The 17011-nt window shown below is 55.7% G+C and carries 13 protein-coding genes; 4 read left to right on the top strand and 9 right to left on the bottom strand.

All coding sequences use genetic code 11. The features are described 5' to 3' along the window. Positions 1–74: 74 nt before the first annotated feature. Complete coding sequence (locus BPHY_RS11680) at positions 75–2684, top strand: glycosyltransferase family protein (protein ID WP_012401679.1); 2610 nt, start codon at positions 75–77, stop codon at positions 2682–2684. Between the two features lie 11 nt (positions 2685–2695). Continuing rightward, positions 2696–3694, top strand: a complete 999-nt coding sequence (locus tag BPHY_RS11685) for a glycosyltransferase family 2 protein (protein WP_012401680.1) — start codon at positions 2696–2698, stop codon at positions 3692–3694. Positions 3695–3956: 262 nt separating this feature from the next. Here the strand turns inward: BPHY_RS11685 and BPHY_RS11690 are convergent, their stop codons facing one another. The 3 genes from BPHY_RS11690 to BPHY_RS11700 all read right to left on the bottom strand — a co-directional run bounded on the left by BPHY_RS11690 (position 3957) and on the right by BPHY_RS11700 (position 7996). After that, positions 3957–5075 (bottom strand): acyltransferase family protein, encoded by a 1119-nt coding sequence (locus tag BPHY_RS11690; protein ID WP_012401681.1) that lies wholly within the window; start codon positions 5073–5075, stop codon positions 3957–3959. A 182-nt stretch (positions 5076–5257) separates the two neighbouring features. Beyond that, positions 5258–7009, bottom strand: coding sequence for an ArnT family glycosyltransferase (locus BPHY_RS11695; protein WP_012401682.1), 1752 nt, complete (start codon positions 7007–7009; stop codon positions 5258–5260). A gap of 159 nt (positions 7010–7168) precedes the next feature. Further along, on the bottom strand, positions 7169–7996 hold the full coding sequence (locus tag BPHY_RS11700) for a sulfotransferase family 2 domain-containing protein (RefSeq protein ID WP_012401683.1): 828 nt from the start codon (positions 7994–7996) through the stop codon (positions 7169–7171). A gap of 380 nt (positions 7997–8376) precedes the next feature. Here BPHY_RS11700 and BPHY_RS11705 point away from each other — a divergent pair, with 380 nt between their 5' ends. Together BPHY_RS11705 and BPHY_RS11710 are read left to right on the top strand one after the other, a co-directional pair. Further along, positions 8377–9300, top strand: a complete 924-nt coding sequence (locus tag BPHY_RS11705; RefSeq protein ID WP_012401684.1) for a glycoside hydrolase family protein — start codon at positions 8377–8379, stop codon at positions 9298–9300. A gap of 22 nt (positions 9301–9322) precedes the next feature. After that, positions 9323–10156, top strand: a complete 834-nt coding sequence (locus BPHY_RS11710; RefSeq protein WP_012401685.1) for a phytanoyl-CoA dioxygenase family protein — start codon at positions 9323–9325, stop codon at positions 10154–10156. A gap of 76 nt (positions 10157–10232) precedes the next feature. Here the strand turns inward: BPHY_RS11710 and BPHY_RS11715 are convergent, their stop codons facing one another. The 6 genes from BPHY_RS11715 to BPHY_RS11740 form a co-directional block, all read right to left on the bottom strand. After that, the gene (locus BPHY_RS11715; protein ID WP_012401686.1) at positions 10233–11258 is read right to left on the bottom strand and encodes a class I SAM-dependent methyltransferase; all 1026 of its coding nucleotides are present in this window, start codon (positions 11256–11258) and stop codon (positions 10233–10235) included. A gap of 149 nt (positions 11259–11407) precedes the next feature. After that, on the bottom strand, positions 11408–12793 hold the full coding sequence (locus BPHY_RS11720; protein ID WP_012401687.1) for a glycosyltransferase family 4 protein: 1386 nt from the start codon (positions 12791–12793) through the stop codon (positions 11408–11410). Between the two features lie 50 nt (positions 12794–12843). After that, a complete protein-coding gene (locus tag BPHY_RS11725; RefSeq protein ID WP_012401688.1) occupies positions 12844–14457 on the bottom strand; it encodes a glycosyltransferase family 4 protein in 1614 nt (537 codons plus the stop codon). Next, positions 14457–15554 carry a DegT/DnrJ/EryC1/StrS family aminotransferase gene (locus tag BPHY_RS11730; RefSeq protein WP_012401689.1) on the bottom strand — a complete coding sequence of 366 codons (1098 nt, stop codon included), beginning with the start codon at positions 15552–15554 and terminating at the stop codon, positions 14457–14459. The genes BPHY_RS11725 and BPHY_RS11730 overlap by 1 nt, the downstream gene beginning before the upstream one ends. An 84-nt stretch (positions 15555–15638) precedes the next feature. After that, positions 15639–16049 (bottom strand): sugar 3,4-ketoisomerase, encoded by a 411-nt coding sequence (locus BPHY_RS11735; protein WP_012401690.1) that lies wholly within the window; start codon positions 16047–16049, stop codon positions 15639–15641. Beyond that, positions 16036–17010, bottom strand: a complete 975-nt coding sequence (locus BPHY_RS11740; protein WP_012401691.1) for a GNAT family N-acetyltransferase — start codon at positions 17008–17010, stop codon at positions 16036–16038. The genes BPHY_RS11735 and BPHY_RS11740 overlap by 14 nt, the downstream gene beginning before the upstream one ends. Position 17011 lies beyond the last annotated feature (1 nt).

Genomic DNA, 17011 nt, shown 5'->3' on the forward strand with positions numbered 1-17011 from the left:
CGCGTTCGGATTCACTCGGGGATTACCTTTTGTCGACGACAATCTGGCGTATTCGGCGGACGGACGCTGTTCCGTTGCTTTTGCTTTTTTTGCTGCCCGTCATTGCGGCGCTGCCCGGACTCGCAGGCCTTTATCACGCGAACCCGATGCTGTATCTGGGTATGCTGGCGCAGCACTACAAGCCCGGCCTGACACAAGGCATGCCGTACGTCGATCCTAACAACGCCTTTACCGCTCAGGCGCTCGGCTATCGCGCGGCGCTGTACTGGCTCCACGGCACCGTTCCCTGGTGGAATTATTTTTCGGGCGTCGGCTTGCCGCTCGCGGCCGAATATCAGCCCGCCGCATTCTTCCCGCCGACCTTGATGCTGCTGTTGCCCAACGGGATGCTGCTGCAGCACATCCTGCTGCAAATCATCGCGGGCTGGGGAACATACGGCCTGCTGCGGCAGTTGGGACTAAGCTGCTTTGCCGCCGCGACGGGCGGCGCCCTCTTCGCATTCAACGGCGCGCTTGCCTGGTTCGATCACGCACCGGCCCTGCCTGTGCCTTTCTTGCCGTGGATGCTGTGGGGCGTCGAGCGCGCGTTCGCCAAGGCTGCGCTCGCGATGCCGCGCGGCTGGCGCCTGTTTGCCGTCGCGTTGTGGATGGGCGTCGTCGCCGGCTTTCCGGAAACCGCGTATCTCAATGGCCTGCTCGCGCTCGCATGGTCGCTCTTGCGCTTATGGCAGGCGCCGGGTTTCAGGCTGGGGTTCATCGTCCGTCTCGCGATCGGCGGCGTAGTCGGGCTGGCGCTTTGCGCGCCGCAAGTCCTTGCCTTCTTCGAGTTCCTGCCGCATGCCTGGCTCGGAGGCCATGACGGAGGCTTCGCCCATGCCGCGCTCGATCCGGCAGGCGTATTGCCAAGCCTGCTTTTCCCTTATGTGTTCGGTCCGATTGCTGCGGGGGGGTTCGCTTGGGACCGTCTCGGCGCGATCTGGGGTGGCATAGGCGGCTATCTCAGCTTGATCGTCGTTGTCATCGGGCTGTACGGCGCGATGCTGCGACGCACGCCCCTCACGTGGCTGCTGCTGGGCTGGCTGTTCATGGTGCTGGGTAAATCGTTCGGCGTCCCTGTCGTGAGCGCGCTGTGGAACCTGATCCCGGGTGTCTCGCAGGCCGCGTTCTACCGCTATGCGGTGCCGACGTGGGAATTCGCGTTCATCATTCTGGCGGCGCAGGCAATCGACGATCTGCGTGCACAACAGCGTGAGCAAGCTACCCATCGACGCCACATTGCGATCCTGTCCACGGTGTTGCTGATAGCGGGCGTCGTCTATGTGGCGTCCCTGTGGCCTCATCTTCGCGGCTTCGTGCCCGTCCGAAATGCCGCTATCGCGTCCGTCCTGTGGGGCGTGATTTCCGTGGGCGCGCTCGGCGCGATCCTGTGGCGCTGCCGTCCGGCTCGAGCCGCCACGGCGATTGCAGTGCTGCTCATCGTCGACAGTGTGCTAATGTTTTCCATGCCGACGCTGAGCAACCCGCGCTCGGGCGAAGTGGACATGGAAGCACTCGGCTTCCTGCAGAAAAACGTCGGACTGCAACGCATCTATTCGCTTGGTCCGATCCAGGCGAATTACGGCGCCTACTTCGGCATCGCCGCCATCAACCACAACTACTTGCCCATCAACCGGCGCTGGGTTGACTGGGTTCGTGCGAATCTGGATGCCTACGCGGATCCCATCGCCTTCATCGGCAACTATCGGACGGCCGGTTCCGCGGTGCCGACGTCGAGCCAGGAATTGATCCGCAATCTCGAGAACTACGAATGGATCGGCGTCAAATATGTGATCGCGCGCGCCAGCGACAACCCGTTCGTCTCGACGCTCTCGAGCAAGACGGACGCCACGAAGCAATCTCCGCTGCCTGTGATGCCCGGCGAAGCTGTGTCAGGAGTATTGCCTGCCGGTATCACGGACAAACCCGTCACGATCGATCAGATCGGCGTGTCAATCGGTAACTACGGCAACACGTCGGACGACATGCTCATGGCGGAAGTCTGCGTCGACGCCGTTTGCTCCCGCGGACAGCGGGACCTGAAGGAGTCGAACGACAATTCGATGTTCTATATCCCGTTGTCACGGGCGCTGTCGGTCGATGCACACGCTGTCGTTCGGTACCGGTTTGCGCGCAGCGGCGGCAGCAAGCCTCTCGCGCTGTGGATGGCCGCCGTTCGCGACCCCGCCGACGAGCAGCAACTCACGGGGCCGGCGGGGGTGCAGACGGGTCACGGCTTGCAGATCAAACTGCCGATCCAGGACGGCAAGCCATCGTTGGCCAGGCAGGTGTATGCCGATCAGGTCATGAACATTTTCGAGCTCGGCCAGCCGAAGCCGTACTTCGAAGAGGCGGGTCAGGCGTGCCGCATCACGGCGCACGACCGCGAACACGTGATGGCCGACTGCTCGACTCCGTCCACCCTGCTGCGGCGTGAATTGTTCTTCCCCGGCTGGACCGCAAAGGTCAACGGTTCGCCGACATCGATTGCTGAACACAGAGACCTGTTCCAGGCCATTGCTTTGCCCGCAGGCAAAAGCAGCATCGTCTTCGGCTACGAGCCGCCGCATATGATCTGGGCATGGCTTGCCATGCTCGTCGCTTTTGGCATGTTGCTCATGCCCGCCATGAAAAAGAAGTCGCAATAAAGGAAACAATAATGAGGCCATGCAAGATCGCAGTACTGATTCCCTGCTACAACGAGGAAGTTGCCATTGGCAAGGTGGTCCGCAACTTCAGGGAAGCGCTGCCTGACGCGACGATCTATGTCTACGACAACAACTCGCGCGACAACACGTCAAGCGTTGCCGCGCAGGCGGGCGCCGTCGTGCGGAAAGAAACGCAACAGGGTAAGGGCCACGTCGTGCGCCGGATGTTCCGCGACATCGACGCCGATTACTACATCATGGCCGACGGCGACGATACGTACGAAGCCAGCCTCGCGCCCGACATGTTGGCTACGGCCATGTCGGGTCCGTACGATCTCGTCAACTACATCCGCAAGGAAACCGAGGACGCGGCCTATCGAGGCGGCCACCGCTTCGGCAACCGCATGCTGACGGGCGTCGTACGCAAGATCTTCGGCAACCGTGTCAAGGACATGCTGTCGGGCTACAAGGTGTTCTCGCGACGCTTTGTGAAGTCCTTTCCCGCGTTGTCGGCGGGCTTCGACATCGAAACTGAACTGACAATCCACGCGCTCGAACTGTCGATGCCGATCTCACACGTCGAGGGTCCGTATCGCGGCCGGCCCCAGGGATCGGAAAGCAAGTTGAACACCTATCGTGACGGCTACCGGATCCTGATGTTGATCATGAAGCTGATCCGTCACGAACGGCCAATGTTCTTTTTCACGTGCATTAGCGCGCTGCTGACGTTCATTGCACTCGTGCTGATCGAACCGGTGTTCGCACACTACGTGGAGACGGGCCTGGTGCCGCGTCTGCCGACAGCCATCCTGTCGATGAGCCTGGTGATACTGGCGTCGTTGAGCCTGATGACGGGGATGATTCTGGATACCGTTAGCCGCGGGCGTAGAGAGGTGCGGTTGTTGGCTTACCTGCAGTATTTGCCGTTTAGCGCGACGGACGAAATCGAGGTACATATGTCGCAAAGTGCCGCAAGCAAGCGCGCATCCGAAAGGGGCGCACGTATGTGAAGAACGTTGACATGCCGACTGTCGTCCTTACCGACGAAGGGTGTTCTTAAGGCATCGCACTAGAGATCCAGCCATACCACTGGTTCGAAGCGGGTCACGTTGACGTTAAAGTCGGCGCTCGCAGCCAACGCGATAGCTCGTACGAAGACTTCGTCGGTTACAACGTAGGCAGCACGGGCCAGTACCTCCACCCGGCAGATGTCCGGCGGCCGGCTGCGCCCGCATTTCATGCATTGGTCAGCTACCGCCTTACGAGCCTCTGCTAAATGGTGCCGGCCGCGACTGGCTTCTCTTTGGAACCAAGCCTCCTGATTTGCGTACGCGCCGGCTTTTCGATGAAGCTCCACAGCAAAAGTGAAATCGCTATTGCAGCTATCCAATATCCGATGCAGAGAGTCAAATCGGAGAACGCTAAGCTACCTCGATAGCTGTCAAACACATTGAACAACAGTAGATGAGATAAATATAGGGCAAAACTCGCCTCTCCTAAAATGACCAGGGGGCGAACAGAGACGAGCTTTGAGATTAGCCCATTACCGAACGCAAATACCAGAATCATCAGCGGGAAAGCGGGTGCGTCGGTACATTCAACCGTAAATACGGTCCACGGCGAAGTGGCAGTGTAGCCTGCGAGCCTTTCGATAAAAACGATTAAGCCGATAGCGGACACTTCCAGCACTGTCCAGAAGGCCACTCCTTTGGGCAGTGGCCACTTTCTGATTGCGTCAAAAGCCGTTGCCGTCAACATTCCAAGCAAAAACTCTATTACCCGCACAAACGGAGAAATGTAGCCGATTCCTTCGGCGGATATCGTTAGAGGCGTTTGCGGATTAGCCAACGAAATACGGTATGGGTTTACAACAGCCAACACACCAAACGCGATAAGGGCAACTATTCCGGACTTCCAATGCCATGTACTTTCCCAGCGATGACGTAACACTGGAAATACCAGATAGAAAAATGCCTCAGTAGAGATGCTCCACGAAACCGCATTAAAACTGAAGAAGAACGCAATAATCGGGAGCCAGGCATGAACCAGAAAAAAATTCGCCAGGAAGATTACTACATGATGGGCATCCGTTCCACCAAAAAACCAACCTTGATGCGGAATCACTACGAGGAATGTACCGAGCATGAATATATGCAACGGCCATACGCGGGCTACGCGAGCGACATAAAAGCGGCGCACACTTTCGGCACTATCGAAGTTGCGATAGGTATAAGTAAGGATGAACCCCGAAAGCACGAAGAAGAAACTGACACCGAAGTCATAGTGAAAATGCGGAATCCAGTCCATCGAACGAAAAGCGTTCTTGCTATGTTCAATAACAATCGAAGCTGCCGCAAAAAACCGAAGTGCCGTCAGACTATCAAGTTTCATACATACTCAGCTCCCATGCGCCTGAGACACGCATGCCGTACGCCACCTTGCAAGATATGGTAATGGTGAGTAACCGAATCGCACCTGGCATTTGCGCCACCCTGATTGCCGGAACACAGACTCAAGTGCTTGGTAGGCATCAGGCAAAACACCTAGCTAAGCCAATTTTCGAAGTCGTTCCCTCACTTCATTGCAAATCCAGCGTTGCAACTCGCTGCGTTTCTTTTCCACACACCAAGACGCTGACCGGGGCGCGGAGTTGGGAAATCCTTAACCTGCTGGAATCCGGAGGCTTTTAGAGCAGATTCCATCGTCGCGAGGTCCGCGCGTGGATAGAACTCCCCATTCGATTGATTTAGCATCAATGCAAAGCATGCTGAGTCTTGAGGAGGCTGGGCTAGCCATTCCCCATAAGACTTCACGTCAGGCTTGAGCGTCCCCGGATCGATTTGAATCATCGGCAGGTTGTAGCCGAATTTCTTGATCAATTCCAATCCAACTGTATTGACGTTCAGTATCATATGGCGCGAAAGGAATAAAACCGGTCCTTTGTTGACGTCTGCCGTCGACAGATAATCTGAAACCGCCTTACTTATATGTCGCCACTCGATCGCACCGTCACGAGTCAGAACACGATCCGGCGTGTCCTCAGGAGGATAGCCGTTCTGCTCCAGCCAGCTTTGCAGCACCGTCCCGCAATTCAGCCAAGGGCCAGCTAGATCGTCCTTACCAAATCGTTGACCGAGAGGCTTTGGCAGTGCCTCGCAGCGCTGCACATCGTTATGTGCGTACGCCGCTATTGAAAAAAACACGATCACTAATGCGAAGTACACGGGTTGCAACCACCGTAGGCCGCGCTTGGCAAGCCAGGCTGCGACACAAAAAATCATCACAGTATAAATAGGGGAATCAAAGCCCGTCCCCATATTTTGACTCGTCGAAAGCACAAAAAAGCATCCGAGACAAAGCACAACACCCGAGATAATCAGATTGTCGCCGAGACTCCGCGCTTTTCGAAAGACCGAAAATATAAACCCTGCGATGAAGATCGGCACGATCAGGACGAAATGAGGCAAGCGCATTTGGACGAGCACCCATCGAATGCGCAGGTACAAATTTGCCAATGTGAAAATTCCTCGCGACTGACCGTACTCAGCGGCGTGCGCCCCGTAGCCGAATGAAAACAGATATCCGAATACGGTTTCGAAATTTCTCAGATACCACGGCGCGGCAACTACGAGAAATACAACGATTGACAGCACGATGTTCTTGATCGTATCGCGCGAGAAAGCACGCGCCAGGTAAAGGTAAATGAGAAACGAAAGCACAAAGGCCGGCAAGAAAGCGAGCGCCATCGTCCGCGACAATACCATGCATCCGAGAGTTGCCCCCAGAAGTGCGGAATAGGAACTGCGGCGAAAGCCATCGGAAAATACGAAGCAGGCGAAGGCAGCAAAGAAGAAGAATGTCGTCGCCGTGACAAACTGAAAGCTACGGCTGAACATCACGAAGTTCTGCATCGATGCCAATAGAATGCAAGCAAGCAACGCATGCGGCAATGACGAACGCCGCAGCACGGTGAACAGCAACACTAGCGTTCCCACCGCGAAGCCAACATTGCAAAGAATGCCATAGTTCTCGTTGACCCCGAATACAACCATCGCTAACGAGGCGACAGCAGGAGCCAACGGAGCAAAACCCAAGGGGGCAGAAAGAGCCCGCCACCAACCAATCCAGCCCGCATTTAGTTTGGCTTTTGCGAACGACAGCGCGAGCGTCAGATATCCTGACTCATCAATATCCAACGATTGTCCAAAGCGATATTCGACCAGCCAGTGTACGGACTGATAGGTGAAAAATGCGAGCAGGACTCCAAATAGGATGTATACAACGGCATCACTACGTCCGGCGTTAAGAATTTTGCTTTTGTTCATTACCGCGTCCAATATTGAAGACCTAAGCCCTGATTCCTTCGCTCTGCGTTTAGGCGCGAATTGATTCCTGGCAATTATCTGAAGATCGAGACTTTTACCACTTATTTTTACAGATAAAATTGGCGTGAAATTCAATCTCGCAGAATGTAACCAATCCTATTACTGCCCTTCGAGATAAACCTTGAAAACCCGATCATAGTCAGTCTGGTGATAAATCTCTTCCCATCGCGGTGAGAAATTCTCAGCCAGAACCGTATACATTTGCATATCGACCGCGTTCAATTGTTCCGCCAGCTGGATATCCTCAGGATCGACATCGGCATAGCTCGAATCGGAGACCCTGATATTATGGCGCGGGGAAAATCTCATACCGGTCATCGCGAACAACAACTTGACAGAGGCAACATAATTTTCCTGGATTCCCACCCAATAGTAATTACGCTTGATCCATTCCGCCGCGTCTGCACCATTGGTGACAAGATCTGGCGTTAGCTGGCGACAGATCCCATTGATGTTTTCGGGCGCGTGAACAAAATGACGAAACGTCGTATAATCCTTCTTGAAAGAAGCGTTATCCGGATGCGCACTCGAGCAATGGTATTTATAAAAAGAGACAAGTCTGGAAATGGGATGCCGGATGAAAGTCACCAACCTGCTCTGAACCAGGTTCTTCTTTCCAGAAATCTGACCATAAGTAAAATGCCCGGACACCATCCGGCACCGAGCCATACGGCGATCATTCAATTCCAGCAGATTTTCATCCATTATTGCCGCATATTTCTTCAAATCAATTGGCAATTCGACTGTTGAAAAATCGACAAACACATTCTCGGACGGCTGAAATCTTTCCGCTAGTTCTTCACGGAACGACGAACCCGCAGTTTTGGCGACATGGAGAAAAATGATTGGCTTCGCTTGCTCGTCGCTGTCATCAAGACTACGAAGAATAAATGCCTCGGCGCCGAGGTCGAACAAATCCTTAATCATTTCGCTTTTCCTGATATTGCATTAGTCGCCGGACTCATTGCTAGCGTCGGTGTCCTTCGCATTGGTCCACATAGCCTCGACGTCAACCGCGACTAACCACAAGATCCATGACATGGCAAGCGCTCACCATCGTGACGCGCGGCTGGGTACGCGCCGGAAGTGGGAATGACAGCGGACAGACACTGGACGCCTGCAACTTTGCAGCCAACGTCTGGCTGGCGAACCCGTATTAGACCCCGTCTGAACTCCCTTGTATAGGCGCAGCGTTGCCGGCATGGTTCGGCGGTAAGGTCGGGTAAGCAGTTTTCCAATCCACAGCCCCGTACTAAACCCGGCACCCGGTCGCTATAATGGCAGTTTAGTTCGGACAATTCCGGCATATGCAATGGCTTAAACGCGGGCTTGTCTATCGCACCGATCAGGATGCTCCAGCCGGCACCGTGCGCGCCATGGTTCCGACCCCTTTACTCATTGACGATCGCACCATCCGCATTTTCCTCACAGTTTGCGATGGGGACAATGTGGGAAGACCGTACTTCGTCGACGTCGACGCGTCCGACCCTACGAAAATCATCGGGAAATCGACCGGCCCCCTGATGCGAACGGGTGCTCCAGGGGCATTCGACGAACGGGGCATCGTCTGTGCGCAAATACTCCGGAATACGGACGGCACGTTGATGATGTATTACTCCGGCTTTGAACGGTCTGACTCCGTCCGCTATAAGATATTCATGGGTCTCGCGAAAAGCGTCGATAATGGCGAGAGCTTCGTACGCGTACAAGATTCACCCATCTTGGGGCCCACCGAGGCGGAATCGATGTTCCGGTGCGCGCCCTTCGTCATAGCGACCGAACGCGGCTATCAGATGTGGTACACGGCCGGGTCAAGCTGGGAAGTCGTCGGCGGCAAAGAGGTCCCGCGCTACTCGCTGAAATACCTCGAATCGACCGACGGAATCGACTGGGCAAGTGAAGGCGTTCCGTGCATGCGCTTTGGGCCGGATGAACATGGCATTGGTCGTCCGTGGATCACGAAATCGCCAGAGGGCAAATACCAGCTCTACTACTCCGTCCGCCGTATTTCGCTCGCCGCATATCGCCTCGGTTACGCTGAGTCCGACAATGGTCTCGACTGGAATCGGATGGATGATCAACTCGGGTTAGATGTTTCACCCGGCTCGTTCGACTCCGATGGGATGTCCTATACCGCGTTGATCAACGCTGGCGACAAGACTTACTGTTTCTACAACGGTAACGGGTTCGGTCGCGACGGATTCGCAGTTGCAGAACTCATTGCCCCTTAGATTGCGCTCGCAATCCTCCGACATGAAAGACTCTGAAACGGCAGTGCTGATGCACGGAGTATCGCAACGACTAGCGTCCGAAGATGTTTTCGACGAAGCGGTTGCTGAACTGCGTATCAATGGATACACGGTAATAGACAGCGGCCTCCCCGCCGGGCTGATTGAAAAACTCAAGTCGGGAATCGACCGGATCTATCAGACCCAGATTCACGAGCTTGGCGATGAGCAGGCACTCGCGAGCATCAACGACACAGACATCGCTCGTTGTGTTCTCACTTATGACGCCGACTTTCTAACCGTGGCGACGGCGCCAAATCTGATGAAGCTTGCAACCAGGCTGTTGGGAACAGAATTCGTGTTGATGCAACAGAATGGCATCATCAACCGACCTGACCGTCAAAACTATCAGGTGAAGTGGCATCGTGACCTCAGCTATCAACACTGGACGAGTTCAAAAACGATCGCGTTCAATGCGTTGTTATGCGTAGATGAGTTCACCCTCAAGAACGGCGCGTCCTTCGTTCTGCCTGCAACGCATCATATCGAGGCATTCCCCACCGATCGGTTTGTGCGCCAACATGAAAGACAAATCGCGGCGCCAGCTGGATCGTTCATCGTGCTGGACGCGATGCTGTATCACCGGGGCGGAATTAATGTATCGAACGACGTTCGTCGGGCCGTCAATCACCTCATTGGCCTGCCGTTCCTCGCGCAACAAGTGAATTTCGAAACCGGATTCGCAAGCACGGGTATGTCCGCACCCACCGATCCAAACGTGCGAAAGTATCTGGGCTTCCGCTGGTCACCTGCGGCGAATGCCAAGGACTGGCGGAAACGCCGCATGCCCTCGCGATAACTCCGCTCGCAAACCGTCCGCTCCTGGCGAGATGAGAGGCCGCGCGATGCGGCCTGATTAACCCGGACATCCCGCGCTAGTTTGGGCTACGATCGATCGCGTCGCGAACTGCGCGCTCAAGCCACTCGACGACACTCGTTTTTTGTTCAGAGGCGATCTTGAGCACAGCCTCCTTGAGCTCAGGAGCCACACCCTCCAATTGCCCGTAGTAGCGCGTACGCATCGTGCCACCGCGTCGACCGACATGAGGTACGTCGGGATCGATGAACGGTCCTGAAGAGCGCTTCTCGAAGTCGATCAGATAGAAGCAGTTTCCGAGCACCCAACTCAGGCTCGGATCGACTGCCGCGTGAGGAAGCAAATCGATCGGCGCCCGATGCGCCCAAAGATAGTTGTTTGCAACCACCATGCGGCCGTATTCGGTGTCCGCCAACCACGGCGCAACCCCTTCGTCGCCGAACACGACGCGCCCGCCTTCTTTCGTCACCCGGGTCATTTCGTGAATGGCGCCTTTTACATCATCGAACAAATTGATCCCGCCGAAGTGGAAAGCAGCGTCGAAGAAACCCGTTTCGAACGGCAAACTACCTGCATTGCAAACCGACAAACTCGTGTGCGCTAGTGCATCGGCACCCTTCTCCGCAAGCGCCGCAAGGGTCGCGACGACCATTTCCGGAGCGAGATCGGACGCGTAAACCCGCCCGGTAGGCCCGACCGCCTCTAGCGCCGCCAATACATCGTCGCCATTTCCACAGCCAGTGATGAGTACACGTGCGCCATCCGAGACGCGCAGACGACGAATCAAATCGTTTCGGAACTCAGTCTCGTCCACACGAAACGTGCGAAACATCCACGAGAGAAAGTTCTTGTACACTTGCCGAGCGCCTTCGAAGTCGTACATCGCGAGGGACGTCTGCCCCCCTTCCTCAAGAGCGCCGATGTCACGGAAATCGGGGATCCGGACGTTCGTGTCGAAGCCCGCAAGGTAGCGGTAGGTACGTCCGGCGCCAGCGAGGCCGTCTGCCTGGACGACGAGACGCGAATGATCGTCTGGCGACACGTAGTGTTGGAGGGCCGCATACGCGTCAACATCGTGGCTCATAGCCTAGCCTCTTAAGTGATCAATTACGAGTATGACATATCGTTTCTGGCCGGAAACGCGGGCCAGAAACGATATACGGGGTGACGTTCTTCACGCCTTCAAACGGCTGTAACTTGTGGGCTAGCCGGCTACCGAACCGCAAAGCCGCATCAATTCATCTGCGCAACGGGTTTGACCAGCGCGACGATATGGTCGACGTATCGCTCCATGTCAAAGCTATCGGCAACGTGTGCGGAAAGCTGGGACGCTACCTGCGCCCGCAAGTCTGCCGAAAGAAGCAAGCGGCTCGCCTTGTCAGCCATATCCTCGACATCGAGGTAAGCCGCAATACAGAGTTCCTTCAAGCCGGCCCCCTCTAGGAACGACACGATACCTGTCGTCTTGTCGAAGCAAAGCAGCGGCTTGCTGAAGGACATCGCATCGATTGCGACATTCGGCAACGGGTCAAGCCTCGAACTCAACAGGAAAAGATCCGATAGCTCGTATGCAGTCTCAATTTCCGTCGTTTCATCGATGATTTCGACGGCTTCCGTCAAACCAGCGCGCATGATCTGGTCTTCGAGATACACCGAATACGCGGCATCCTTTCTCGGCTCATACCCTTGGCCAATCCAGACGAACCGGCATTGATCCTCGCCCACCTTCGACAATATCTGACGTGCACATTGCAAGAAAAGGTCGACACCCTTGCGAAAATTGACCGACCCTGCGCCGAGGACCACATACTTTCTCGCACCCTCGGTTTCTGGCCGCAAGATCGATCGCAACCTTTGTTGCTCCTTTTCCGCCGATTCGTCGTTGACACGTTTGCCAGGTATGCTGGAACGTCCCTGAGGCAAGATGTGTATCTTTTCCCGCTCGAAGTCGTCGACAAAGCGAACTGCGTCCTTGTACGTGATCTCCGAGGAAAAGACGACTTGCTGCGGCACTGTCATCATGTCCTTGAAACGCGCCGGAGGATCCGGATAGCACGACGCGAACTCGTGAATCAGGCCAACCGAGGGAATACCGGCCTGCTTCAATGGCGTGACGACCAGTTGCGACTCGATGCTATTTACAATCGCGAAATCAAGCTTGAAGCGCTTTGCGATCTTCTCGACGATGTACTCCGTATGCACGCGGCTAAAACGCGCATGGTGTGCAGGCACATAAGCGATATCGAGTTCCTTGAACAACGGCTCGAGCATGCCTGGACCAAGCGAGAGAACGACTACGTTCCTGCTGCGGGACAATACCTCAGCTATGTTGTAGACAAGTACGGGAGCACCCGTCAACGAACATTCGTGAGTGACGAGCAGCACGGTGTCGCGCGCGGGATCGAAAGCCTTGTTCTCGAAACACTCGAACGGAGGGAAAGTAAACGCTCTTTTCTCGGACCGGCCGTGATTGATGTAGTGCAGCAACGGATCGACCCCCGCTTCGCGGACGTCGGGATTCAGCTTCAAATAGGCTTCAGGGTCGAAATCCTTAAAGTCCTCTATTCGTTGCTCAATCCTCTGACTACTCTTCTGAAATAGATTCTTAAAGGTTTTCACTGATTCACACAAAGCAATAGGTGACGAAGTTTAGGATAAAGTGATCGGACTTAGCTTTGCTTGTTCAGCATCACGTCGATCAACTTTCTGGTTTTCCATTTCCATGATCGCCGAACGCGATCATCTTCCAGTTGCTGCGAGATGACTTCCTGTTCGACCAGCGACATCTCCAACTGATGCTTTTGTTCTGTCAGTCGCTCGATGAGCGCCTGTTGATTCAGAGTCGTTTCAGCGCGCTCTTCGTACGCAGCGCGAAGTTTCTCCCATTCGCCGAATATTCGGTTCCTCTCAGTTTCGTGTTGCAACCGCAACTCCTCCCGCTGCCGCCTCGTATCCAGGTAGTTTTGCAGCGGGTTCCCACGATAGGCGCGCAATGGCGGAACATCTGGCGTGCTATTCGGATCACGTGCAAAGGCACTCAAAAAGGCTTCCTTCGAGTAGTAACGCTCGAAGTGCTGCAGCGCCAATTCGCCGTGCTGCTCCAGCAGCGCCTGGTTCCATTGCTCAAAAATCCGGGAAAGCTCGTCGTATCTGCGCCAGATCTTGCTGTCAGGGTAAGTAAGTTCACATCCCCCATGATAGCGGGAGCGATATGACTCATGCGTGACGACAGGCATGCCGACCGACATCGCCTCGATCAGCGCTTTCCCACCACCAAGCGGGAAGGAACCGACATACACGTCCACCGAATTCTCAATCAACGCCTTCGACAATGAAGGCACCCACTCAATGTGAATGAAGCGTTCGCGGCTAATCTGCTCGGCGTCGAGTCCCGCGTAAATCCTTTGCAAAAATGCGTCGGACAACTCGCCGATGTGCACGTGATAACCGCGCGAAGCTTTCAGGATACAGGCGACAGCGCGCTCATAGCATAGCGCATACGATCCCGACTCAAACTTGGATTCTCGCCCGCATGTACAACTCGTCAAGACGCCTCTATCCAGGAAGCTGCTCTTGCGCTCCGATGGTCTGACAGCACTGAGCGGCCAATAGCGTTGTTGCAGGACGCCGATCTGGTGTCTGCACAGCTCATACGACATGTTGTGCAAGTCGACATGCTGAAAAGCCTCGCACGTTACACCGAGGGAAAGGTGATGATCGCCGTGGTGGATGTAGTACCTGTTCGTTGAGCCAGGAAAGTGCGCCGCAACGATGGACACGACGTCCTGGTTGTGACCCAGCGTCAAAATGGTTGACGGGTTCCATTCGCCAAGCTTTACAGAGAGTGCGTCTAGCTTGTCCTCCAGCCCGGTTTCCGTCGCAACGAACACCTCGCAGCCGAGCACGCTCTCCCACTCCTGGATGGTGTCGTGATCGATCCGATTGAACAGGTCCGTCAGCGCCACGCGTACCGGGCTTTCGAACAGTCCGAGGGCGAGATAGTCCTTGATCAGTTCGACATGCCCGCCTGCCCTGACTAGTTCGGATGCAAGAATGACGGTGCCTCGCCCTGCGCTTACATGCTTATCGCCGTAATAGGCGTCGGCCAGCATACGGCACAAATCATCGAGTTCACGGCTCGCGAAGACAACCGCAATAGACTCCGGGTCATTGATGATCTGCTCAACGAACGATTTGATGCGCACCATCGCGTCGTCGTATTGCGATAGGGAAATGCATTTCGCGACCGATTCATGCAATCGATCGAGATCAAAGTCTTGCATTACTCGAAACCCGCGATAATTTCACAAACATACGCTGCTTGTTCAGGCGTCATATGGGGGCCGATGGGCAGACTCAACTCGGTCTCGGCCATTGCTTCGGCAACAGGAAAGTCGCCCTTTTCGTACCCGAGGAAGTGGTACGCCTGTTGCAGATGCGGTGGAATCGGGTAGTGAATCAGCGTCTCGATTCCGGCCTCCTTCAGCCTCGACTGTAACGCATCGCGCCGCTGCGAAAAGACGGGGAACAGATGCCATGACGACATGCAATCCGGAGGCGAAACGGGAACCCGCACACTCGTGTTCTGCAGGTGACGCTGGTAGTACTCCGCGATTTTCACGCGACGCCTGTTCCACTCCTCCAGATGCGGCAGTTTGACGTTCAGTGCTGCGGCGTGAAGCGGATCGAGCCTGCTATTCACCCCACACACCTCATTGACGTATTTCACCTTCGAGCCGTAGTTCGCAATGGTCCGGATCCGCTCAGCGAGCTCTGCATCGTTGGTCGTCACACCGCCCGCATCACCGAATGCGCCGAGATTTTTGCCAGGATAGAAACTCCACGTGACGGCATCGCCGTGGCCGCCAATGAGTTCACCACGGTAGCGAGCACCGTGTGCCTGCGCGCCGTCTTCGAGGACTCGCACACCTTTGCGACGCGCCAGTTCGAGGATCGGACCCATTTCAGCTGGCAGTCCATACAGATGCACGGGCAGAATAACCTTGGTTTTACTGGTCATGGCCTGCTCGATGCGCCGCGGATCGATGTTGAGCGTGTCTGCGTCGGGCTCGACAGGCACCGGACGTGCGCCGCACTGCGTTACCGCGAGCCACGTCGCGATATAGGTGTTGGAAGGAACGATGACTTCGTCCCCTTCGGACACCCCCATCGCCATCAGGGCGATACGCAGGGCATCGAGACCATTGCCTACGCCGATCGCGAAACGGGTACCGGTGTAGTCGGCAAACGACTTTTCAAATCGTGCGACCTCTTCCCCGAAGATATACCAGCCGGAGTCGAGCGCTCGAGAAACGGCCTCATCGATCTCGGACTTCAGTTCAATATAGGCGCTGCGGACATCAAGGAATGGCACTTTCACAATTGTGATCCTTACTCTCGAATAAACTTACTCCGGCGGCAATGTCACGGCAACAGACATCGCTCACTCCACTCGCAAGATAATTCAACGAGAACGCACCGCAGCCAGATAGTCGTCGTAGTCCCGATAATAATCAGACTCGTTGAACTCCATCGACGCCAAAACCAGGCAAACCGAACCCGGATCGAAATTCAATTCGGCCGCCCAGATCATGGGTGGGATATGCAGCCCTTGCCACGGACGATTCAGGTGAACCATCGTCTTTTCCGACCCGTCGTCGAGTGCAACATCGAAACTGCCGGACAGGCAGATCAACAACTGATGCAATTGCTTGTGCGCATGCGCGCCGCGAGCCGCACCCGTCGGAATATCGTACAGGTAGAAGATTCGCTTGATGTCGAAGGGCACATGGCGGCCACCTTCGAGAAAGGTCAGATTTCCCCTCGGGTCTGCGATCTTGGGGAATTCAATAATCTTGCAATCAGACACCGGCATTCTGAGCACCTAATAAATCGACGTCGTAAAACTCGTGCACGGCGCCTCCACCTCCATACTCATGCTTGTACTGGTAGAGGCTTTCATTCAGCACCGTGCCCTCACTCTCGTTGCTCGTACCGAAGTCGAAATACCGCACTCCAGCGGCTTTGGCCCCGGCAATTGCATGGTCAAAGATGGCATCAAGCGCGGAAACCGAATAGGCCGCCGCACTTGCCGCGATGTACTGCGCGTGCCATGCCGTACGCGTCTTGAACACCACGACACCTGCTTCGACCCGCCCATCCATCGTGGCGCAAAAAAACTCAATCGCTTCGGGGAACAGCCCGGCCAATTGTTCCATCTCCTCCGTGCTATGGACGGGAGCCGCGTCGTGCTTGCGAGCCAGGTTGTCCATTAGCACACCCCACAAAGGCCGCAGTTGCGCACTACCTGCCTGCACCGTCACCGACTTGAGCGCCTTTTTGAGCCCGCGCCGACGCCGCTCGGCAGGCTTCGCGCGATCGTACAGATCGATCGCGCATGACAGGTCGCAGCGGGTACGACGCGCGCCGATGCGGAACAACGCATACAGGTCGTCCTGCGACGGCCTGGCCTGATACACATGGGGAACCGCCTTGTACCTCAGACGTTCGTATCCCCTCCCCCGATAATGCGCACACAACTTATCCATCGCTTCGATCATTTTGCCCCCGGACAGGGCACCGTCATGGACTACACCGCCGTAAGTAATGCCCGGATGGCTCACGACCATCGCGCGATCGGCAGGCGCCTGCGCCGCCGCAAACACGCCGACGATGACACCGCCCTGCGTCAGCAAGGCTGAAACGTCGTTAAACCGGTCGCCGTGGTAGCCGAGAAAACGGCGCGTATGCAGGAACGTACTGTTGACCGCGTTCGTGCAGAAGGTGTCCCACGCGTCCCTCAATGCTGGTTCAAAAGGAATGACGTCGACGGTCACT

Origin of the sequence: Paraburkholderia phymatum STM815 (genome assembly GCF_000020045.1) — a bacterium.
GTDB lineage: Bacteria > Pseudomonadota > Gammaproteobacteria > Burkholderiales > Burkholderiaceae > Paraburkholderia > Paraburkholderia phymatum.

Coding starts and splice junctions, on each gene's coding strand:
- BPHY_RS11715 (WP_012401686.1), bottom strand. CDS start 11,258: ATGAGCCACGATGTTGACGCGTATGCGGCCCTCCAACACTACGTGTCG.
- BPHY_RS11710 (WP_012401685.1), top strand. CDS start 9,323: ATGAAAGACTCTGAAACGGCAGTGCTGATGCACGGAGTATCGCAACGA.
- BPHY_RS11725 (WP_012401688.1), bottom strand. CDS start 14,457: ATGCAAGACTTTGATCTCGATCGATTGCATGAATCGGTCGCGAAATGC.
- BPHY_RS11690 (WP_012401681.1), bottom strand. CDS start 5,075: ATGAAACTTGATAGTCTGACGGCACTTCGGTTTTTTGCGGCAGCTTCG.
- BPHY_RS11700 (WP_012401683.1), bottom strand. CDS start 7,996: ATGATTAAGGATTTGTTCGACCTCGGCGCCGAGGCATTTATTCTTCGT.
- BPHY_RS11735 (WP_012401690.1), bottom strand. CDS start 16,049: ATGCCGGTGTCTGATTGCAAGATTATTGAATTCCCCAAGATCGCAGAC.
- BPHY_RS11695 (WP_012401682.1), bottom strand. CDS start 7,009: ATGAACAAAAGCAAAATTCTTAACGCCGGACGTAGTGATGCCGTTGTA.
- BPHY_RS11705 (WP_012401684.1), top strand. CDS start 8,377: ATGCAATGGCTTAAACGCGGGCTTGTCTATCGCACCGATCAGGATGCT.
- BPHY_RS11685 (WP_012401680.1), top strand. CDS start 2,696: ATGAGGCCATGCAAGATCGCAGTACTGATTCCCTGCTACAACGAGGAA.